Raw genomic sequence first — 3,482 nt, forward strand, 5'->3', positions numbered from 1 at the left:
CTTGGTCGATTGCTTGTCTTACCGGGAGCCTCACCTCACCCGGCTACCGGCCTCCTCCACGCCACTGACCTGCACCATCAGGTTGGAAACGGCTCAGTGTGTTGAGTCGGCATTGCGGTCCAGTCACCACGACGCACCCTAAGGCGGAAACCGTTGGACGTTGACCGACTTTTCCTGCACACTCTGCGCGACCTCGAAGAGCGTGCGAGCGCCACGGATGAGTACAAGGTGCTGATGTCTGCGGCCCTGTTAAGAAAATTAATCCTGGACGCGGACCGGTTGGTGGACCAGGTCAACCGCACCTACAAGCTGGACTTGCGCTTCCGAATCAGTAGCGTATCGCCCTTCGAGCGGATGATCTACGACACAAATCCGCTGTTCTGGATAATTGAGGATGGACTCGACCCCGAAATACTCCCTATTTCTCCACCGCTTGACGCCAAGCGTGACCAATTTTTGACGCGTCGCGTAATGTGTTTTCAGGGAAGCTGGATAACCGTTCGCGATGTAATCCATCAACTCGCGAATATCGAGGGTGCAGTCCACGCCGGCAAGGCGAGAGAACAGCGACAGATAGCATTTCGGGAGGCGGAGAAGTTCTATAGCCATGGTCACCTACCTGGCGCCATTAGCCAGGTTAGAACGATAGGACGCATAGTGGTGCGCGGCCTGCGTCCACTTCACGATGCTGTGGTCGCTGCCGGCGCAGCCACATGGGCCTCCGTGAGCCGTGACGGATCGATCGCGCTGCGCAGAAATGGGCCGGAGGAGGCGACATCCGCGTAGACAGGTGCTTGCCCTTCGCGAGGCAGAGCATGGCGGTGAAGCGCGGCGCTATGGATGCCAGCAACCGCAAGTGCCGATACAGCTCGACAACCACGCAAGGAACGGTTGTTCGGCGGAAAGTCCGTCGATAGCGTTCCGGAAAATTACGGGAAGAGTAATGCACCGCCGCGCCTTTGGCGTGAACCTACGCTAAAGTACTAGGCGCTGCAACAGGGTACGACTGGCGATTCCGGAGGAGACATGCGACCGATTTTGCGGGCCCGATGGAACGCCCTTGCCGCTTTTTGTCAGAGGCCGATGGCGACCGCCATTTCGCAGGAGATCGCTTGGTTCGAGGCTGGCGATGAGCGTGTTATCGCTACGCTAGTCTACGACACGGACGGGGAATTCTCCGGAATCATTCTGGCTCGCGATCTCGTGGAGCGGTTCAGGTTCGTCGGGATCACCGAATACTTTGCAACTCCTGAGGAAGCTATCGTCGATCTGAACCGCACGATTTCAAGCTTGCTCCCCCGCCTTGAGGAGGCGCGGAATCAGGGAGACGAACCTGGCCGCACGGTCGACTTTTTCTTACCGGCTGCGGAAGAGTCGAAGCTGCATCCTAGCTTCCGTGCCCTTTCGGCTGGCGATGAATTCTCGGCTGCACGTGGGATCATTACCGTGATGATGCGCTGGCACGAAGACGTGGACGGGAACTTCGTCGAGCAGTTCCAGACAACCGGCTTCGACGCTCGTTTGTGGGAGCTGTACCTTTTCGCCGCTCTGGTTGAATCTGGCCTAGAGGTGTCCCACCCGAATCCAGCTCCAGACTTCTTGGTTTGTGGTCTCAATGGCGAGTTTACACTTGAGGCTACAACAATCAACCCGAGCGCAGGTGGCAGCATGACCCCACCCAGCCCGGCAGATCTGGAAACGGCTGAAGGACGTGAAGGCTACAACCTGCACTACCTGCCGATCAAATACGCCGGCCCTCTAACGGCCAAGCTGGCTAAGGAATACTGGAAGCACCCAGCCGCAGCTGGCAGGCCACTTGTCATTGCCATTCAGGATTTCCACGCAGAGATGTCGATGACTTACAGCGGGTCGGCACTGCCGACCTACCTTTACGGAATCGCGTACAGCGCCGAACGGGACGCCGACGGAAGTCTGACGGTAAAGCCCTCTATCGTCACCGAACACAGGTGGGGAAACAAGGTAGTTCCATCTGGATTCTTCTCCCTTCCCAGCGCGGAGAACATCAGTGCCGTGGTGTTCAATAGCACCGGGACGATCTCGAAATTTAATCGCATGGGCGTGTGCGCCGGATTCGGTGCGGAGAACGTTGTGCTCATCCGCCATGGGCACGCCTGGGATCCCGACCCGAATGCTGACGTCCCAATGCCATTCATGCAGGTTGTCACGAAGGAAAACCCGGAGACGTGGATCGAGGGCATGGACATCTTCCATAACCCAAATGCGCTACATCCGCTCGATCCCGACATCCTGCCGGGGGCAGCACATCACCGACTGCTGGAGGATGGGCGAATGGAGACCGTCTCGACGGCATGGAAGCCCATGGACTCGGCTACGACGATACTGACGCTACCAATCTGACACCCGTGAGGCTGCCGTAGCCCTATAGAGCACGGCGGTCATATCACCAGGAAAGCCCTGAATCGGGTTTCGTCGTTTGCCCTCTCATCGGCCACGTCCGAGTGCCCTCGCAGCTGTCCACGCCGAAGGTAGGCGGCTACCGAAAGTCATGGAGGAGCCAGTCGGCGCGCGCGATCGGCGGTATGTGCGTGATCGTGGCCACCCCTAGACTCCTCCCGTCATCGCCCATGACGCGGTGGCCCTGGATGACCGCGCCTCCAGCATGAGAGGGTGGCAGCCGTTCGAGCCGGGCCGAGTCTGGGGCAAGCCTCACCATTGGCGAGGCTTCCCCCGCCCTTTCTGAGCGGACAGCGGCAGATGAGGATGCGGCCCGTCAGTACGAGAATGGAGGCCATGGAGATCAAGGTCTGCGCCTCGCGAAACTCGATGAATCGCCTCTCCAGGTTCATGCAGCTTCAACATCGCACTGTCGACGCAATTCGCGCTGAGGTGTAGCAGCGGGAAAGGAAAGACTTGCCGTCGCATGCCTTCCGGAGGTCCAAACGTTCCGAGTAGGTATAGACACTTACTGAGCTACCACGTCGCCCTCGCCATACGTGCAACACGACTTTCCGAAGCCGGCAGTGGAGATCTCGATAAAATGTCCTGAAGACACCAGACGCTGCAGCTGGGCTTTCTTGATCTCGTGCTGGTCAACCGGCGTCATGGCGCGTTATTCCAGAACGGCCCGGATCGCGCTGTCGACCTCCCGCAAGGCATGACCGACCATATGGCCCGTCGTCGGGCGCACGGGCATCTCCGTCATCTGGTCGCACGCTTCCCGCCCGAACTCTGCCGCTCCAGCGCTGACCAGACGCGTCAAACGCCGATAGATGTCGGCCTGCCGCGTCAACGCCGGTCGCATCGCGTCGTCGCCTTGAACCATGCCCGCCCCCACAGCCGGCGCCGTGCCCGCCGATAGTAGAAGAGCGATCACGGACCTCACGCACATTTTCCGGGCTAACGGCCGACCCGAGTCTTATCAAATTAGTGCGCACCTGGGCTGGTGCGGATCGTCTTGAGGGCGTGGCGTAGGTCGTCGGGCAGGGGGTCGGCGGCGGTGA

At 59.6% G+C, this 3,482-nt stretch carries 3 protein-coding genes; 2 read left to right on the forward strand and 1 reads right to left on the reverse strand.

The features are described 5' to 3' along the window. Nucleotides 1-153 precede the first annotated feature (153 nt). Nucleotides 154-786 (forward strand): hypothetical protein, encoded by a 633-nt coding sequence (locus AB0M35_RS29090; RefSeq protein WP_363749403.1) that lies wholly within the window; start codon nt 154-156, stop codon nt 784-786. A gap of 240 nt (nt 787-1,026) precedes the next feature. Then, entirely contained in the window at nt 1,027-2,379 is a 1,353-nt protein-coding gene (locus tag AB0M35_RS29095; RefSeq protein ID WP_363749405.1) for a hypothetical protein, read from the forward strand. Between the two features lie 712 nt (nt 2,380-3,091). Here the strand turns inward: AB0M35_RS29095 and AB0M35_RS29100 are convergent. Continuing rightward, nucleotides 3,092-3,355 carry a hypothetical protein gene (locus AB0M35_RS29100; RefSeq protein ID WP_363749407.1) on the reverse strand — a complete coding sequence of 88 codons (264 nt, stop codon included), beginning with the start codon at nt 3,353-3,355 and terminating at the stop codon, nt 3,092-3,094. Nucleotides 3,356-3,482: the final 127 nt, after the last annotated feature.

Origin of the sequence: Micromonospora sp. NPDC051196 (assembly GCF_040682415.1) — a bacterium.
Classification (GTDB): domain Bacteria; phylum Actinomycetota; class Actinomycetes; order Mycobacteriales; family Micromonosporaceae; genus Micromonospora.

Coding starts and splice junctions, on each gene's coding strand:
- AB0M35_RS29095 (WP_363749405.1), top strand. CDS start 1,027: ATGCGACCGATTTTGCGGGCCCGATGGAACGCCCTTGCCGCTTTTTGT.